This is a genomic window from Luteibacter sp. E-22 (genome assembly GCF_049913125.1).
In the GTDB taxonomy this organism is placed as follows: domain Bacteria; phylum Pseudomonadota; class Gammaproteobacteria; order Xanthomonadales; family Rhodanobacteraceae; genus Luteibacter.
In genome coordinates, this window is the sequence record NZ_CP183975.1 from 2,853,500 (window position 1) to 2,868,848 (window position 15,349).

Annotated in this window: 14 protein-coding genes; 6 read left to right on the top strand and 8 right to left on the bottom strand. The window is 65.8% G+C overall.

Annotated features, from left to right (window positions below):
- Window positions 1-33 precede the first annotated feature (33 nt).
- The 5 genes from aroA to ACN9M2_RS12815 all read right to left on the bottom strand — a co-directional run bounded on the left by aroA (window position 34) and on the right by ACN9M2_RS12815 (window position 5,539).
- Window positions 34-1,341: a 3-phosphoshikimate 1-carboxyvinyltransferase gene (aroA, locus tag ACN9M2_RS12795; RefSeq protein ID WP_426285094.1), complete on the bottom strand. Its 1,308-nt coding sequence runs from the start codon at window positions 1,339-1,341 to the stop codon at window positions 34-36.
- Window positions 1,338-2,450 carry a histidinol-phosphate transaminase gene (gene hisC / locus ACN9M2_RS12800; RefSeq protein ID WP_426285095.1) on the bottom strand — a complete coding sequence of 371 codons (1,113 nt, stop codon included), beginning with the start codon at window positions 2,448-2,450 and terminating at the stop codon, window positions 1,338-1,340. Before hisC ends, aroA begins: the two co-directional genes overlap by 4 nt.
- A complete protein-coding gene (gene pheA / locus ACN9M2_RS12805; RefSeq protein WP_306850472.1) occupies window positions 2,447-3,556 on the bottom strand; it encodes a prephenate dehydratase in 1,110 nt (369 codons plus the stop codon). The genes hisC and pheA overlap by 4 nt, the downstream gene beginning before the upstream one ends.
- 79 nt (window positions 3,557-3,635) lie before the next feature.
- On the bottom strand, window positions 3,636-4,721 hold the full coding sequence (serC, locus tag ACN9M2_RS12810) for a 3-phosphoserine/phosphohydroxythreonine transaminase (protein WP_426285096.1): 1,086 nt from the start codon (window positions 4,719-4,721) through the stop codon (window positions 3,636-3,638).
- A 50-nt stretch (window positions 4,722-4,771) separates the two neighbouring features.
- Window positions 4,772-5,539, bottom strand: coding sequence for an FHA domain-containing protein (locus ACN9M2_RS12815; RefSeq protein WP_426285097.1), 768 nt, complete (start codon window positions 5,537-5,539; stop codon window positions 4,772-4,774).
- Between the two features lie 127 nt (window positions 5,540-5,666).
- Here ACN9M2_RS12815 and ACN9M2_RS12820 point away from each other — a divergent pair, with 127 nt between their 5' ends.
- Window positions 5,667-5,942 carry a polyhydroxyalkanoic acid system family protein gene (locus tag ACN9M2_RS12820; protein WP_306850469.1) on the top strand — a complete coding sequence of 92 codons (276 nt, stop codon included), beginning with the start codon at window positions 5,667-5,669 and terminating at the stop codon, window positions 5,940-5,942.
- A 101-nt stretch (window positions 5,943-6,043) separates the two neighbouring features.
- Window positions 6,044-6,262 (top strand): translation initiation factor IF-1, encoded by a 219-nt coding sequence (gene infA, locus ACN9M2_RS12825; protein WP_019466733.1) that lies wholly within the window; start codon window positions 6,044-6,046, stop codon window positions 6,260-6,262.
- A gap of 95 nt (window positions 6,263-6,357) precedes the next feature.
- Here infA and clpA read toward each other — a convergent pair whose 3' ends face one another.
- The gene (gene clpA, locus ACN9M2_RS12830) at window positions 6,358-8,625 is read right to left on the bottom strand and encodes an ATP-dependent Clp protease ATP-binding subunit ClpA (protein WP_426285098.1); all 2,268 of its coding nucleotides are present in this window, start codon (window positions 8,623-8,625) and stop codon (window positions 6,358-6,360) included.
- A gap of 79 nt (window positions 8,626-8,704) precedes the next feature.
- Entirely contained in the window at window positions 8,705-9,037 is a 333-nt protein-coding gene (gene clpS, locus ACN9M2_RS12835) for an ATP-dependent Clp protease adapter ClpS (RefSeq protein ID WP_306850467.1), read from the bottom strand.
- Window positions 9,038-9,160: 123 nt separating this feature from the next.
- Between clpS and ACN9M2_RS12840 the strand changes: the two genes are divergently transcribed.
- Genes ACN9M2_RS12840 through hflD form a run of 3 tightly spaced genes read left to right on the top strand, consistent with a single transcriptional unit; the run spans window position 9,161 to window position 11,404 of the window.
- The gene (locus tag ACN9M2_RS12840) at window positions 9,161-9,649 is read left to right on the top strand and encodes an NUDIX hydrolase (RefSeq protein WP_426287920.1); all 489 of its coding nucleotides are present in this window, start codon (window positions 9,161-9,163) and stop codon (window positions 9,647-9,649) included.
- Window positions 9,646-10,740, top strand: coding sequence for a tRNA 2-thiouridine(34) synthase MnmA (gene mnmA, locus ACN9M2_RS12845; RefSeq protein ID WP_426285099.1), 1,095 nt, complete (start codon window positions 9,646-9,648; stop codon window positions 10,738-10,740). The genes ACN9M2_RS12840 and mnmA overlap by 4 nt, the downstream gene beginning before the upstream one ends.
- Window positions 10,741-10,777: 37 nt before the next feature.
- The gene (hflD, locus tag ACN9M2_RS12850; protein WP_371023257.1) at window positions 10,778-11,404 is read left to right on the top strand and encodes a high frequency lysogenization protein HflD; all 627 of its coding nucleotides are present in this window, start codon (window positions 10,778-10,780) and stop codon (window positions 11,402-11,404) included.
- A gap of 5 nt (window positions 11,405-11,409) precedes the next feature.
- Here hflD and ACN9M2_RS12855 read toward each other — a convergent pair whose 3' ends face one another.
- Window positions 11,410-12,339 (bottom strand): LysR family transcriptional regulator, encoded by a 930-nt coding sequence (locus tag ACN9M2_RS12855; RefSeq protein ID WP_426285100.1) that lies wholly within the window; start codon window positions 12,337-12,339, stop codon window positions 11,410-11,412.
- Between the two features lie 227 nt (window positions 12,340-12,566).
- Between ACN9M2_RS12855 and acnA the strand changes: the two genes are divergently transcribed.
- A complete protein-coding gene (gene acnA / locus ACN9M2_RS12860) occupies window positions 12,567-15,311 on the top strand; it encodes an aconitate hydratase AcnA (RefSeq protein WP_426285101.1) in 2,745 nt (914 codons plus the stop codon).
- Window positions 15,312-15,349 lie beyond the last annotated feature (38 nt).

The following is a 15,349-nucleotide window of genomic DNA, read 5'->3' on the forward strand; positions in this document are numbered from 1 at the left end:
AGCGTAACGCCTTCCCGCCAGTGGCGGAACGCGTCAGGCAGCGGAACTCAAACGGAAGCCCACGCCGTTAGCCAATTCCATGAATCCCGGGAACGAGGTCGCCACGTTGGCGCAATCGCCGATCGCGATGGGCGCCGAGGCGACCAGCCCTGCGATGGCGAAACTCATCGCGATACGGTGGTCGCCGTAGCTGTCGATGCTGCCGCCGCCGATCGTGCCGCCACGGATGATCGCGCCATCGGGGAGTTCGTCGACAAGGACACCGCAGGCCTTCAGGCCATGGGCCATGCTGGCGATCCGGTCGGACTCCTTGACGCGCAGTTCGGCCGCGCCGCGAATCGTGGTCATGCCCTCGGCCACCGCCGCGGCCACGAACAGCGCCGGGAATTCATCGATCATGTCCGGCACGATCTCCAACGGTAACGCCACGCCATGCAGCGGCGCATGGCGGACGACCAGGTCGCCGATGTCCTCGCCACCACTGTTGCGCTCGTTCTCCACGCGGATATCCGCACCCATGAGTTCCAGCGCGGCGAGCAATCCGGTGCGGCGCGGATTGAGGCCGACGGCTTTCAGGCGCAATTCGGAACCCGGCACGATGCACGCGGCGACGATGAAGAACGCGGCGGACGAGAAATCCGCCGGCACGTCCACATCGACGGCACGCAAGACGTGGCCACCTTCCAGGCGCGCGCGGCCGGGCGAATAGTCGATCGGCCAGCCAAAGGCCTTGAGCATGCTTTCGGTGTAGTCGCGCGTCGGATGCGGCTCGACGACCTCGATGAAGCCGTCGGCGTACAGGCCCGCCAGCAACAAGGCGGACTTGATCTGCGCGCTGGCCACGGGCGGCTCATAAGCGATGCCCTTCAACCCCGCCCCGCCACGGATACGCAGCGGTGGCTTGCCATCGTTCGTTTCGATCGACGCACCCATCGCTTCGAGAGGGTCGGTGACCCGCCGCATGGGCCGGCGCGACAGCGATTCATCGCCCACCAGGATGGAGTCGAACGCCTGCCCCGCGAGCAGGCCGGCCAGCAGGCGCATGCCGGTACCGGCATTACCGCAATCCAACACGTCGGGACTGCCGCGCAGGCCATGCAGACCCACGCCATGGACGATCCGCTCGCCCGGCGCCGGTGTTTCGAAACGCACACCCAGCTTGCCGAGGATGGCGGCCGTGGCGCGCGTATCCTCGCCTTCGAGGAAACCACGTATATGCGACACACCCTCCGCGATGGCGCCGAACATCAACGCGCGATGCGACACCGATTTGTCGCCCGGCACGGCGATCTCGCCGCGAAGCGGGCCACCCGCGGCGCTCATCCAATCCACGCGGCTCATGGCAGGTTCTCCAGCAGGCGTTCCAGTTCACCGCGGCTACCGATGCTTATCCGCAGCGTATGCGGCAAACGGTATCCCGCCATCGGCCGTACGATCACGCCACGCTCGAACAGGTGCGCCTCGAAGGCCGCGGCGTCGCGGCCGAGATCCACGAGCAGGAAGTTGGTCTGCGATGGAAGCACACGCAGCCCCCTTGCCGTCAGTTCCTCTGCAAGCCACGCGCGATCGCGTCGATTGGTATCGCGCACGCGGGCCCTGTGTTCATGATCGGCGAGCGCGGCCTCCGCCGCGGCCAGGGCCACGGCGTTGACGTTGAACGACTCACGCAGTCGTTCGCATACCGCGGCCACGGAGGGATGGCTCAGCATGTAGCCGATGCGCAAACCCGCCAGCGCATAGGCCTTGGAGAAGGTGCGCGTGACAGCCAGGTTCGGGAAACGACTGGTCAGGTGCAGCGCGGTGCTCAGGCCCTCGGCGTCCACGTATTCGTGGTACGCCTCGTCGACCACCACGAGCGTCCGCGCCGGAATCTTTTCGAGAAACGCTTCCAGCGCGGCATCGGTGAACCATGTGCCCGTGGGATTGTTCGGGTTGGCGAGGTAGACCAGGCGCGTATCGGGCGTGACCGCCGCCGCGATCGCGTCGAGGTCGTGCCCGTACGGCGCGCGCGGGTGGTCCGCCGGCAACGCCGGTACGGCGATCGACGGCGCACCGGCCGCCGCCGCCGCGATGGGGAATACCGCGAAGCCGTACTGCGAGTGCACCACCGGGTGTTCCGCATCGGCAAAGCACTGCGCCATCAGCATCAGCAGTTCGTGCGAACCATTGCCCAGGGTGATGCCCTGCACGGGCACGCCCAGCTCCGACGAGAGCTTCTGCTTCAGCGACGCGCCTAGCGGATCGGGATAACGCCAGATGTCCTCGAGCACGCGCGTGGCGGCTCGCATCGCTAGCTTGCTCGGCCCCAGCGGGTTTTCGTTGGAGCCGAGCTCGGAGAGCACGGCACCGAAACGCAGGCGCAGCGCGGGAAGGTCGTGGCCGGGATCGTAGGCACGAAGTGCCGACGTCGCCCGGTTGGCGAACGCGGCGGCATCGAAATGTGAGGTCATGGCAAGGCGACAGGGTAGGAGCCGAGAACGCGCACGTCGGCGGCGGCAGGTTTCATTTCTTCGAGCGCAGCCTGCAGGGCCGCGTCCTCCACATGGCCGGACACGTCGATGAAGAACGCGTACTGCCACTTGCCCGTATGTGCCGGGCGGGACTCGATCCGGTTCATGCTGATGCCGTGGTGCGCGAGCGGGCTCAGCACGTCGTACAACGCGCCGGGCTTGTCGCGCACCGATACCAGCAACGAGGTGCGGTCGTTGCCCGAAGGCGGAAAGATCGAGCGGCCGATGACGAGGAAGCGCGTGGTGTTGTCCGAACGGTCCTCGATCGGTCCCGCCACTGTCTTCAGTCCGTAGACGCGGCCCGCCGTTTCGCCCGCGATGGCCGCGGATTCCGGCGACAATCTCGCGGTGCGCGCCGCCTCGGCGTTGCTCGACACAGGGATGCGCTCCACATGCGGCAGGTTCACCCGCAACCAGCCCTGGCACTGCTGCAACGATTGCGGATGCGAATAGACGCGCTTCACGTCCTTCAGTTCGCCCGACAGCGACAGCAGGTTCTGGTGGACACGCAGTTCCACCTCACCGCAGATCGTGGCCTTGGATACCAGGAACATGTCCAGGGTCATCTGGATCATGCCCTGCCCCGAGTTCTCCACCGGCACCACACCGAAGTCGGCGTTGCCGGCGGCCACCTCCTGGAACACTTCCTCGATGCTTCCCAGCGGAAGGCCATAGGCGGCATGGCCGAAATGCTTGCGCACCGCCTGCTCGCTAAAGGTGCCCTCAGGACCCAGGAACCCGATCTTCAAGGGCTGCTGCTGCGACAGGCACGACGACATGATCTCGCGGAACAGGCGCACCAGCTCCGCGTTCGGAAGCGGCCCGTCGTTGCGGTCGATCACGCCACGAAGTACCTGGGCTTCCCGTTCGGGTCGGTAATACTCCACCGCCGCCTTCAACGGGCCCTTGGCCCGCCCGACCTGCTGCGCCCAGCGGGCACGCTCGCTGATGAGCGACTGCAGTTGCTGGTCGATGCTGTCGATGCGCGTACGCGCCTCGGTCAGCGTGGCTTGTTTATCGGCCTTGTCGGCGGGGGTCTTGCTCATGGACGTCCAGGCGGCTAAGTGGTTGCAATTGAAACGGTTATCGCCGCGCTGCGATGTTGCAGCGCGGCGACCTCCGACTTTAACCGTGCCGCGTTGCAAAGTCCCGCATGAATTGCACGAGGGCGTCCACCGCCGCTTGCGGCACCGCGTTGTACAGCGACGCGCGCATGCCGCCCACGGCCTTGTGACCTTTCAGTGCCAGCAGGCCTTCCGCTTCCGATTCCGCAAGGAAGGAGGCGTCCAGCGATGCGTCGTGCAGGGTGAATGGCAGGTTCATGCGCGAGCGCGCGTGCACTGCGACAGGACTGCGATAGAAGCCGCCCGAACCGTCGATGGCGTCGTACAAGGTCTTCGCCTTCCGCGCATTCCGCTCGCCCATCGCCGCGAGGCCGCCCTGCTGCTCCAGCCACTCGAAGGTGAGGCCGGCCAGATACCAGCCCCAGGTGTTGGGTGTATTGAGCATGGAATCGTTCGCGGCGTGCTCCGCATAGCGGAAGATCTTCGCCATCGGCCGGCCCGGGCGCGCCAGCAACTCGTCGCGCACAATCATCACCACGAGGCCCGACGGACCGATGTTTTTCTGCGCGCCGGCATAGATCAGGCCGAATCGCGACACATCCAGGGGGCCGGACAGGATGTTCGACGACATGTCGGCCACCAGCGGCACCTGGCCCACGTCGGGGATGTCGTGGAACTCGACACCCTGGATGGTTTCGTTCGGCGTGTAATGCACATAAGCCGCGTCGGGGTTCAACGTCCATGTGTCGCGCGGCGGCACGTCGACGAAATTCACCGATGCCGAACTGCCGGCCACGCGCGCCTCGATATAGGGCGAGGCCTCGCGCACGGCTTTCTCGCTCCAGTGGCCGGTCACGATGTAGTCCGCGCTGCCACCTTCGGGCGCGAGGTTCATCGGGATTTGCGCGAAGTGCTGGGTCGCACCGCCTTGCAGGAACAGTACTTTGTACCCCGTGGGTACGGACAACAGTCCACGCAGCCGGCGCTCTGCGTCGGCGGCCAGCTCCATGAAGCGCTTGCCGCGGTGGGACAGTTCCATGACGGAGGCGCCCGATCCGTTCCAGTCGAGCATTTCCGCCTGTGCGCGTTGCAGCACCGCTTCCGGCAACGCCGCGGGACCCGCACTGAAATTCCAGACTCTGCTCACATGATTCTCTCGGCCGGGGGGAACGGCCATTATGCCGTCCGCGGGGCCGTTCAGAACTGGACGAACAAGACCAATGCGATGCCGAGCGCGAGCACCGCGGCGGTGAGGATCAACCACCATACGTCGCCACGCGGACCCGCGGCATCTTCAGGAAGCGGTTCGGGTTCCGGCTCCGGCATGACCACCTTCGGCTCCGCGGCCCAGCCCGGACCATCGACGACAAAGCGGTGCGAGGCGACACCCAACTGGTCGCCGGGCTGCAAGGAGGTGCGGACCACCTTCACCCCATTCACCCGCACGGCATGCCGCGCAGGCACGCGGGACGCATCCAGGACAAGCTCGCCGCCATCCCATGCAAGGACCAGCAAGGCCGCGTCGTTACCGGGCAATTCGAGCGGCATCGCCCCATGGCTGGCGCCGAGTTCGAGGCGGTCGCCCACGGGTATCACCCGGCCCGACAGCGGCCCGGCCACGGGCCGCAGCGCCACGGTGCAACGCGATTCGGTGGGTTCCAGTACCTCCCGCGCCTCCAGGTCCGCATCGTCGCGGATCAGCATGCGGCAGTCGCCCAACGACAGGCTGTCGCCTGGCCGCAACAGGGCGCGCTCGCGCACGGGGCGCGCATTGACATAGACGCGCCCGGTATCGGGGGCCACTTCAAGCACCAGGCCGCGACGGTCGCGATGCAGGGTGACATGGCGGGCGGCGACCTGGGCTTCGGACACGACGAGGTCGTTATCGTCGGCACGGCCGATGGTCAGCACGGGCCGTGACCAGTGGAAATCACCGCGAGCCGAGCTGACGAATTCGATGCGCATGGAAGAACCGGGACGTTGACGACGCGACTTTAGCAGAGTGCGGTATCTGATTGAACGCAAAGGCGTCGCTGCCTTCAGGTAGGAACGCCTGTTAAACTCCCCGCTTTCACTCGCGAGGACATCCACGATGGCGAAGATCGACATCCGCCGCCCCCACGGGACGACCATCGAGGGAGCCCGCGCCGTCGTCGACAAAGTGGCCGCGCGCATGAGCGAGAAGTTCGGCACCGAGGGCACCTGGCAGGGCGATACGCTCACCTTCGCCCGCTCGGGGGTGAAGGGCGCGATCGCGGTCACGGCCAGCGAGGTACACGTCACGGCCGAGCTCGGCATGCTGCTCTCGCCGCTGCGCGGCACCATCGAGGACGAAATCCGCAGGAAGCTGGACGAGCAGTTCGGCTGATGGCCCGGAGGCAGTCAGGCTTGGGTGGCCTGAACCGGCCTGCTATGGCATACTAAGGGACTTATGCGGCCATTCCGGCCGTTCACGCCGACCCGGAACACATGGCAAAAGACGACGTCATCGAAATGGAAGGTACGGTCCAGGAGACCTTGCCCAACACCATGTTCCGCGTGCAGCTCGAGAACGGGCACGTCATTACCGCCCATATCTCCGGCCGCATGCGCAAGCACTACATCCGTATCCTCACGGGCGACAAGGTGAAGGTCGAAATGACCCCCTACGACCTGACCAAGGGACGCATCACGTACCGCATGAAGTAAGGGCGCCACGCGCCGGCCTCATCGGGACATGAAAAAGCCGCGGCATGGCCGCGGCTTTTTTTGTTGATGCGGGGTCGCAAGACCCCGCCCTTTGTTTACGCGGGAACCGTGGCCGGCTCGGCCGACTCCGTCTCCACGTGCAGCTCGTCGCCTTCCACCGACAGGGTGACCTTGCCGCCCTCGGCCAGCTTGCCGAAGAGCAGTTCGTCCGCCAGCGCGCGCTTGACCTTGTCCTGGATCACACGGGCCATCGGGCGTGCACCCATCTGCGGGTCGAAGCCATGCTCCGCCAACCAGCGGCGGGCTTCCGGCGCGACATCCACGCTCACCTTCTTCTCCGACAGCTGCGTTTCCAGTTCGATGAGGAACTTGTCCACCACGCGAAGGATGTGGTCGAAGTCCAGCGCGTTGAACTGGATCACCGCGTCCAGGCGGTTGCGGAACTCAGGCGTGAACATGCGACGGATGGTCTCCATGGCATCGGGCGCGTGGTTCTGCTTCACGAAGCCGATGCCACGGCGCGAAGCCAGCTGCGCACCCGCGTTCGTGGTCATCACGATGATCACGTTCTTGAAGTTCGCCTCGCGACCGTTGGTATCCGTCAGCACACCGCGATCCATGACCTGGAGCAGGATGTTGTAGACGTCCGGATGGGCCTTCTCGATCTCGTCCAGCAGCAGCACGCAGTGTGGATGCTTGGTGATCTGCTCGGTGAGCAGGCCGCCCTGATCGAAACCGACGTAGCCCGGGGGCGCGCCGACCAGGCGCGACACCGAATGCGCTTCCATGTACTCGGACATGTCGAAGCGGACCATCTCGATACCCAGCTGCATGGCGAGCTGCTTGGTCACTTCCGTCTTGCCGACGCCCGTAGGGCCGGCGAGCAGGAAACTGCCGATCGGCTTGGACGGATCGCCCAGGCCCGACCGCGCCATCTTGATCGAGGACGCCAGGGCTTCGATGGCGGCATCCTGGCCGAAGACCACCATCTTCAGGTTGCGCTCCAGATTACGCAGCACGTCGCGATCCGAGGCCGAGACCTGCTTGGCCGGGATGCGCGCCATCTTGGCGATGATGTACTCGATCTCGGGCACGTCGATCTTGCCGGTACGCTCTTCCTCCGGCAGCAGGCGCTGACGGGCGCCAGCCTCGTCGATCACGTCGATGGCCTTGTCCGGCAGCAGGCGGTCCGGGATGTGCTTGACCGAAAGATCCACGGCCGCACGCAGGGCCTCACCGGTGTACTCCACCGAGTGGTGCTCTTCGAACCGGCTCTTCAGGCCGCGCAGGATCTCGATCGAATCGGCCACGGTGGGCTCGACCACGTCGATCTTCTGGAAACGACGAGCCAGGGCGCGATCCTTCTCGAAGACGCCACGGAATTCCTGGAACGTGGTGGAACCGATGCAACGCAGCTCACCCGACGCCAGCATGGGCTTGATCAGGTTCGAGGCGTCCATGGTGCCACCGGACGCCGAACCGGCACCGATGATGGTGTGGATTTCGTCGATGAACAGGATGGCGTTCGGCTGCTTCTTCAGCTGGGCGATGACCGCCTTCAGGCGCTTTTCGAAGTCGCCGCGGTACTTGGTGCCGGCCACCAGCGCACCGAGGTCCAACGACCAGATGGTGCAATCTTCCAGCACTTCCGGCACCTGACCCTCGACGATGCGCTTGGCCAGGCCCTCGGCCAGGGCCGTCTTGCCCACGCCCGCGTCACCCACGTAGAGGGGGTTGTTCTTGCGGCGGCGGCAGAGCACCTGGATGGTGCGCTCCACTTCGTCCTGGCGACCGATCAGGGGGTCGATCTTGCCCTGGATGGCCAGTTCGTTCAGGTTGGCGGCGTATTCGTTGAGCGGATTGCCCTTGCCTTCGCCGCCCTCCTCGCCGTCACGCTCGGCGTTCGGCGCCGCGGCGGCCGATTCATCGCCGATCTTGGCGATGCCGTGCGAGATGTAATTGACCACGTCCAGGCGCGTAATTTCCTGCTGGTGCAGGAAATACACGGCATGGGAGTCCTTCTCGCCGAAAATGGCCACGAGCACGTTGGCGCCGGTGACTTCCTTACGACCGGAAGACTGCACGTGGTAGACCGCGCGCTGGAGCACGCGCTGGAAGCCCAGGGTGGGCTGGGTATCGCGCTCGTCGCCGGCCGGCAGCACCGGTACCGTCTCGGCGATGATCCGCTGGAGATCCGCCGCCAGGCGCGGCAGGTCGACGCCACAGGCGCGCAAGGCGGCCAGGGCGGAGGTGTTTTCCGTCAGGGCAAGCAGCAGGTGCTCCACGGTCATGAATTCGTGGCGCTGCTCACGAGCCTGCTTGTAGCAGTGCCCGATGGTGACTTCTAGATCCTTGCTGAACATACGGACCGTCTCCGATAGCTGTGGGCGGCGGGGAACCAGCCCCTTGTCAATGCCGCATGAACTCCAGATGGGGGATCGGCTACATCTTTTCCATAGTGCACAAGAGCGGGTGCTGATGAGACCGTGAGTATTCGTTGACCTGGGTCACCTTCGTTTCTGCCACCTCTCGGGTGAACACGCCGCAGACGCCCTTCCCTCGCGTGTGTACATGAAGCATTACCTGCACCGCCCGCTCCTGGTCCATGCCGAAGAAACTGCGCAATACCTCGATCACGAAATCCATCGGCGTGAAGTCATCGTTCAGCAGGACGACCTGGAACAGCGGCGGCCTGGCGGTTTCGGGGCGGGAGGTCTCGATGGCGAGGCCGTGCCCGCGCTCACTTTCCTGGTCGTGTTCGTGTTCGTGGGACATTCAGTTCGGAGCCTTCGATACGCGAATTGTTTATACACCGGAATCCGGCCCGCTTTCCGGGTCGATTCCCACAGGTAATGGCACAATATGCCTTTTTCCAGAGCCACCTATCTCATTAAGCCGATGCCGCCGACTTCTTCTTCCGCCGAAAACGTGTGGTGCCCCCGGGTAACGGTGGCTTGCGTGGTCACGCGTGGCGATCGGTACCTCGTCGTCGAGGAGGAGGTCGCCGGCGAACTCGCCTACAACCAGCCCGCGGGCCACCTGGATCCCGGCGAGACCCTGCAGGCGGCCGCCGTGCGCGAAACACTCGAGGAGACCGGCTACGGCGTCGCCCTCGACAGCTTCATCGGTGCCTGGCAGTGGGTGAATCCCGAGCACGGCGAGCAAGTGCTGCGTTTCGCCTTCGCCGGCCATGTCACCTCGCACGACCCCGATCGGCCGCTCGACACCGGGGTGCGACGCGCACTGTGGCTGCGTCGCGACGAAGTCGAGGCACTGGGCGCACGCCTGCGCACCCCATTGATCCTGCAGACGATCGATGCCTGGCTGGATGGCCGCCGGCTACCCCTGGATACGGTGTCGAGCCTCTTGCCGGAGGTGTCCGGGTGAAAGTGATCCTCGGCGTCTCCGGCGGCGTGGACTCCTCGGTGGCCGCCCTCCTGCTCCAGCAGGCGGGGCACGAGGTCGAGGGCATGTTCATGCAGAACTGGGAGGAAGACGACCGCTCCGGCCCCTGCACCACCGACGACGACCGCAAGGACGCCGTGGCCGTGTGCGGCCGCCTCGGCATCCCGTTCCATGCCCGGAACTTCGCGGGCGAGTACTGGGACGGCGTGTTCGAGTACTTCCTGGCCGAATATGCCGCCGGACGTACGCCCAATCCGGATGTCCTCTGCAACCGCGAAATCAAGTTCAAGACGTTCCTGGAGCATGCGCAGGCCCTTGGCGCGGAAAAGATCGCGACGGGTCATTACGCGCGCGTGGACTTCCGCGATGGCCGTTACCGCCTTCTCCGGGCCGTCGACGCCGCCAAGGACCAGAGTTATTTCCTGCATGCGCTCGGCCAGAAGCAGCTCGCCGCCACCTTGTTCCCGGTAGGCGAGATCGAAAAGCCGCGGGTACGCGAGATGGCCCGCGAGGCCGCCCTGCCGACGCATGCGAAGAAGGACTCCACCGGCATCTGCTTCATTGGCGAGCGCGACTTCCGCGCCTTTCTCGCCCAGTACCTGCCGGCCAGGCCCGGTCCGATGATCGACCCCGAAGGCCGGGTCATCGGCGAGCATCAGGGCGTGATGTACTACACCCTTGGCCAGCGCAACGGCCTGGGCATCGGCGGGCGCGCGGATGCGCCCAACGAACCCTGGTACGTCGTCGGCAAGGATGTCGCCACGAATACGCTGGTCGTGGCGCAAGGTGGCGAAAACCGTTGGCTGCAATCGAATCGCCTGACCGCCACCGACATCACCTGGGTGGCCGGCGAGCCCCCCGCGCTGTCGTTCCGCTGCACCGCGAAGACCCGTTATCGCCAGTCCGACCAGGACTGCCACGTGGAGGTCCGTGGCAATACCTTGCATGTATCGTTCGACGAGCCGCAGCGCGCAGTGACGCCCGGGCAATCGGTCGTCCTGTACGACGGCGAGGTCTGCCTGGGTGGCGCGGTGATCGCCGCGACCGACGCGCCCTACGGTGGCCTGGCGTGAGCCCGCCCACTCCCCTCACCTTTCCCGAGCTTTTCGCATGAATGAAGAACGCGTCCTCGCCCTTGCCGGGGTTTTCCAGGGTGTCGCCCTCGCGCAGCAGCTGGCTACCGAAGGGCGGTGCGACGAGGCGGCCTTCGAGGCCAGTCTTGCCAGCGTGTTCCGTATCGACGCCGATTCGGTGGCATCCGTCTATGGCGGCGTGTCTGGAGTGAGGAAGGGGCTGCGCACACTGGTCGCCCAGTTCGAAGACCAGACCCGCGACGTGGCGGTGATGCGCATGGCGATCACCGTCCTGCGCCTCGAGCGCTCGCTGTCGCGCAACCGCGGCCTGCTCGATCGCCTGCGCGAGGGCATCGTCGGCACGCAGCGCCAGGTCGAGCACTTCGGCATCGGCCACCCGAACGTCGCGGCGAGACTGGCCGAGGTGTACACCTCGACATTGTCGACGCTGAAGCCCCGCGTCATGGTCACCGGCACGCCATCGCACCTGCAGCAGAAGGCGAACGTGGACAAGGTACGGGCGGCCTTGCTGGCGGCCGTGCGCTCGGCGGTGCTGTGGAACCAGATCGGCGGCCGCCAATGGCACCTGCTGATCTACCGCAAGCAATGCGCGATGCTGGCCCGCGGCCTGCTGACCGGCTCCACGCTGGACGACGGCGGCTGATCAGGCTACGAAGCCGCCGCGTCCAACCCGGGAATCGCCTCCGCCAGCGCCCGCAGCAAGTCGCCGAATCGCGCCAAATCCTCCCGCCAAGGCGTGGCGTTACGCCAGAACAGCGAGATATGCCGCCCCGGCCGCGCGCCTTCCACGGCCGCCAACACCACATTCGGTATGGAACCCAAGCGCTCGTGCGCGAGGATCGGCACCAGCGTGTAGCCACCCCGCAGCGCGACCAGCGTGGCAAGGCTTTCGATGCTCAGGTCCTGGATGCGCTCGGGCCGTGCCGAACCGCTCATGCCGAGATCCGACACGCCATTCCCATGACTCTCGGCCATCAGCGTGGCGTCCGCCGCATCCAGTTCGGTCAGGGCGATAGACATGCGTCCGGCCAACGGGTGCCCCGTATGCAGCATCAGCTCGTACGGCTCGAAGAACAGCGGGATGGATTCCAGCCCGGTGACGATCGCGCTCGGCGGCGCCAGCACGGCGTCCAGTTCGCCCTCTTGCAAGCGGCGCAGCAAGCCCCGCGGCTTACCTTCGGAGATCGTCAGGCGGGCTCCCGGGAAACGCTGGGGAAACGGCTCGATGAAATGGGGTAGCAGGTAGGGCCCCAGCGTGGAGGGCACGCCCAGCCGCAGTTCGCCGCCGAAAGCGACGTCTCCGGCCCGCGCCGCGTGCTCGAGGTGCTCGGCCGAGGCCAGCACCTCTTCTATATAGCCGAGCAGGCGCTGCCCGCTGGCGGTCGGTACCACCCGGCGGCCGCCGCGCTCGAACAAGGGCACGCCAAGCGCCTGCTCCACCTTCTGCACCTGGTGCGACAGGCCGGAAGGGCTGATGTACATGGCACGGGCGGCGCTGTTGAAGCTCCCCTCCCGGGCCACGGCCTGGACCAGGGCCAGGTCGCGCAGCGACACCGACGACAAGGCCATCGATATCATCGAACGCTGCGTGCCATCAAATACGTTTGCGCTCACGTGCTCCGGCCCTCATCCTTCCGCCGCCCAGATTTCGCGCGGCCTGCGCTACCGAACGGCCATTCTAGCCGGAGGCCGGTCTCACGGCGGTCGCACACCAGCGGCAGACTGCGCGATAATCGACGCCTTTGGCGGTCCGCAAGGGTCCGCCAGGCCTCCCCAGCTAAAGAACGTCACGCCAGGAGTACAGCATGAAAGACTCGTTCTCAGTCCGAGACAGTATCGAAGTCAACGGCAAGCGCCACACCATCGCCAGCCTGGCCAAGTTCGGCAACACGTTCGACATCAAGCGCCTGCCCTACTCCATGAAGATCCTGCTGGAGAACCTGCTCCGCCAGGAAGACGGCGTGAACGTCACCGCCAAGGAAATCGAGGCCGTGGCCAAGTGGGACGCCAAGGCCGAGCCGGACACCGAGATCTCCTTCATGCCCGCCCGCGTGGTGCTGCAGGATTTCACCGGCGTGCCCTGCGTGGTCGACCTGGCCGCCATGCGCGATGCCGTGACGAAGCTGGGCGGCGACCCCGACAAGATCAATCCGCTGGCGCCGGCCGAATTGGTCATCGACCACTCGGTGCAGGTCGACACGTTCGGCACGGAAAGCTCGCTCGAGCAGAACGTCGCCATCGAATTCGAGCGCAACCAGGAGCGCTACTCCTTCCTGCGCTGGGGCCAGAAGGCCTTCAACAACTTCAAGGTCGTGCCGCCGCGCACCGGCATCGTCCACCAGGTGAACCTGGAGAACCTCGCCCGCGTCGTCTTCACCAGCGAAGTGGACGGTGAATCGTTCGCCTATCCCGACACCGTCTTCGGCACCGACTCGCACACCACGATGATCAACGGTCTCGGCGTGCTGGGCTGGGGCGTGGGCGGCATCGAGGCCGAGGCCGCGATGCTCGGCCAGCCGTCGTCCATGCTGATCCCGCAGGTCGTCGGTTTCCGCCTGAAGGGCAAGCTGTCGGAAGGCGTCACCGCCACCGATCTCGTGCTCACCGTCACCCAGATGCTGCGCAAGCTAGGCGTCGTGGGCAAGTTCGTCGAGTTCTTCGGCCCGGGCCTGCAGAACCTGCCGCTGGCCGATCGCGCGACGATCGCCAACATGGCCCCGGAATACGGCGCCACCTGCGGCATCTTCCCGATCGACCAGGAAGCGCTGAACTACATGCGCCTGTCCGGCCGCGACGAAGCACTGATCGCCCTGGTCGAGACCTACGCCAAGGCGCAAGGCCTGTGGCACGACGCGAACACGCCGGAAGCCGAATTCACCACCACGCTCGAACTCGACCTCGCCGACGTTCGCCCGTCGCTGGCCGGCCCGAAGCGTCCGCAGGACCGAGTGTTGCTGGAGTCGGTCAAGGACAGCTTCCTCGACGCCGTCGGCCCGCTCACCGCGAACCGCAAGCCGAAGAACGGCGACGTGGCCCGCTTCAACAATGAAGGTGGCGGCACCGCCGTCGGCAACGAAGCCAACGCCGTGGACGGCGAAGGCGTGCTCGTGGAGAAGAACGGCAAGTCGTTCCGCATCAACGACGGCTCGGTCGTGATCGCCGCGATCACCTCGTGCACCAACACCTCCAACCCGGCCGTCATGCTCGCCGCCGGCCTGGTGGCGAAGAAGGCCGCCGCACGCGGTCTCACCTCGCAGCCCTGGGTGAAGCCCTCGCTCGGACCGGGCTCGCTCGTGGTGACCGAATACCTGAAGAAGACCGGCCTGCTCGGGGAACTCGAGAAGGTGGGCTTCTATGTCGTCGGCTACGGCTGCACCACCTGCATCGGCAACTCCGGTCCGCTGCCCGTCGAGATCAGCAAGGGCATCGCCGATGGCGATCTCGCCGTGGCCTCGGTGCTTTCGGGCAACCGCAACTTCGAGGGCCGCGTGCATCCCGAAGTGAAGATGAACTACCTGGCCTCGCCGCCGCTGGTCGTCGCCTACGCGCTGGCCGGCACGCTGAACATCGACCTGACCAAGGACGCCATCGGCACCGGTAGCGACGGCAAGCCCGTCTACCTCAAGGACATCTGGCCGAGCAACCAGGAAGTCTCCGACGCCATCGCCGGGGCGATCAGCCCGCAGATGTTCAAGGACAGCTACGCCGACGTCTTCAAGGGCGACAGCCGCTGGAACGCCATCGCCTCGCCGGATGGCAAGACCTACGCCTGGGACGATTCCACCTACATCAAGAACCCGCCTTACTTCGACGGCATGACCGCCGAGGCCGGCACCATCGAGGACATCCACGGCGCGCGCGCCATGGGCATCTTCGGCGACTCGATCACCACCGACCACATCTCGCCGGCCGGCTCGATCAAGAAGGACAGCCCGGCGGGCCGCTTCCTGATCTCCAGGGGCGTGGAGCCGAAGGATTTCAACTCCTACGGTTCGCGTCGCGGCAACGACGACGTGATGGTGCGCGGCACCTTCGCCAACATCCGCATCAAGAACCTGATGCTCGACGGCGTCGAGGGTGGCTACACGAAGTACATCCCGACCGGCGAAGAAATGGCGATCTACGACGCCGCCATGAAGTACAAGGCCGACGGTACCCCGCTGGTCGTCCTCGCAGGCAAGGAATACGGCACGGGCTCGTCGCGTGACTGGGCCGCCAAGGGCACCCTGCTGCTGGGCGTCAAGGCGGTGATCACCGAGAGCTTCGAGCGCATCCACCGTTCGAACCTGGTCGGCATGGGCGTGCTGCCCTGCCAGTTCCAGGACGGCGAGAACGCACAGACGCTGGGCCTGAAGGGCGATGAAGTGTTCGACATCACCGGCCTGAACGGTGGCGAGTCGAAGACGGCGACGGTCAAGGCCACGCGTCCGGACGGTTCGGTCAAGGAGTTCACCGTGAAGGTGTTGCTGCTGACCCCGAAGGAGCGCGAGTTCTTCCGCCACGGCGGCATCCTGCAGTACGTGCTTCGCCAGCTGGCGAAGGCGGCGTAAAAAGCATCGCCGACAGGGTCGGCTCCCACCGGGATTTC

Excerpts from the sequence above, each read along its gene's own strand:
- ACN9M2_RS12840 (WP_426287920.1), top strand. The coding sequence starts at position 9,161 with ATGCCGCCGACTTCTTCTTCCGCCGAAAACGTGTGGTGCCCCCGGGTA.
- ACN9M2_RS12815 (WP_426285097.1), bottom strand. The coding sequence starts at position 5,539 with ATGCGCATCGAATTCGTCAGCTCGGCTCGCGGTGATTTCCACTGGTCA.
- clpA (WP_426285098.1), bottom strand. The coding sequence starts at position 8,625 with ATGTTCAGCAAGGATCTAGAAGTCACCATCGGGCACTGCTACAAGCAG.
- ACN9M2_RS12855 (WP_426285100.1), bottom strand. The coding sequence starts at position 12,339 with ATGATATCGATGGCCTTGTCGTCGGTGTCGCTGCGCGACCTGGCCCTG.
- aroA (WP_426285094.1), bottom strand. The coding sequence starts at position 1,341 with ATGAGCCGCGTGGATTGGATGAGCGCCGCGGGTGGCCCGCTTCGCGGC.
- infA (WP_019466733.1), top strand. The coding sequence starts at position 6,044 with ATGGCAAAAGACGACGTCATCGAAATGGAAGGTACGGTCCAGGAGACC.
- clpS (WP_306850467.1), bottom strand. The coding sequence starts at position 9,037 with ATGTCCCACGAACACGAACACGACCAGGAAAGTGAGCGCGGGCACGGC.
- acnA (WP_426285101.1), top strand. The coding sequence starts at position 12,567 with ATGAAAGACTCGTTCTCAGTCCGAGACAGTATCGAAGTCAACGGCAAG.
- pheA (WP_306850472.1), bottom strand. The coding sequence starts at position 3,556 with ATGAGCAAGACCCCCGCCGACAAGGCCGATAAACAAGCCACGCTGACC.
- hflD (WP_371023257.1), top strand. The coding sequence starts at position 10,778 with ATGAATGAAGAACGCGTCCTCGCCCTTGCCGGGGTTTTCCAGGGTGTC.
- hisC (WP_426285095.1), bottom strand. The coding sequence starts at position 2,450 with ATGACCTCACATTTCGATGCCGCCGCGTTCGCCAACCGGGCGACGTCG.
- ACN9M2_RS12820 (WP_306850469.1), top strand. The coding sequence starts at position 5,667 with ATGGCGAAGATCGACATCCGCCGCCCCCACGGGACGACCATCGAGGGA.